The organism is Arenibacter lacus (genome assembly GCF_008711145.1).
Lineage (GTDB): Bacteria > Bacteroidota > Bacteroidia > Flavobacteriales > Flavobacteriaceae > Arenibacter > Arenibacter amylolyticus.
In genome coordinates, this window is sequence record NZ_VVIN01000217.1 from 1 (window position 1) to 654 (window position 654).

1 protein-coding gene is annotated in these 654 nt (G+C 43.3%); it reads right to left on the minus strand.

The features are described from left to right. Nucleotides 1-654 (minus strand): 3-keto-disaccharide hydrolase (locus tag F1E73_RS17220; RefSeq protein ID WP_317132999.1); only part of this gene is annotated, 654 nt, incomplete at both ends.

The window sequence follows — 654 nt, forward strand, 5'->3', positions numbered from 1 at the left end:
GGTATCCCTATCGATCACCTCACTCATTAAAATCCCATTTACATAGTGTTGTAGGCTGTATCCATGTGCCACCACCCTAAAGGTGTTCCACCCTTCTTTGTGTATTTTATTTTTTAAGGAATCTAGATCACCCAAGTCTTCCAGTAGTTCCCTGCTCTGCCAAGCGTTGTGTTTTATATTGGAGCGTAGGGAGCCGCTTAGGCTGGGGTTGACTTGTGTGGTGATGGCCATTTTCTCTCCTCGGTAGGCCAAGGTGGTTCGTTTTCTTTCCTCATAATTTTGACCGGTATAGGTGTTCTTGCCATCTATATCTGCCTGATATCCCCGCAGTGCAAAAGGGATGCTATCTACCCGGTCACTCCTGTAATTGATACCGCTATTCCCCAATGAGGAAATACGGAATTCCAGTTTCAGATCAAAGTTTGATGGTTCTCCACCTTTCCAAATTAAAAAAGTGTTGCTATTTAAATCCGTATCCTCATCCAATTCTCCAATCAACAAACCATTCTCTACCCGCCAAATGTTTAGATCGCCTTCCCAGCCCTCTAGGTTGTTCCCGTTAAATAGGGATACAAATCCTGAGCTTAGGGGAGGTGAATTATCCGATTTTAAATTTTTTACTCCCTTTTCTTTGCAGGACATACCCATAATAGC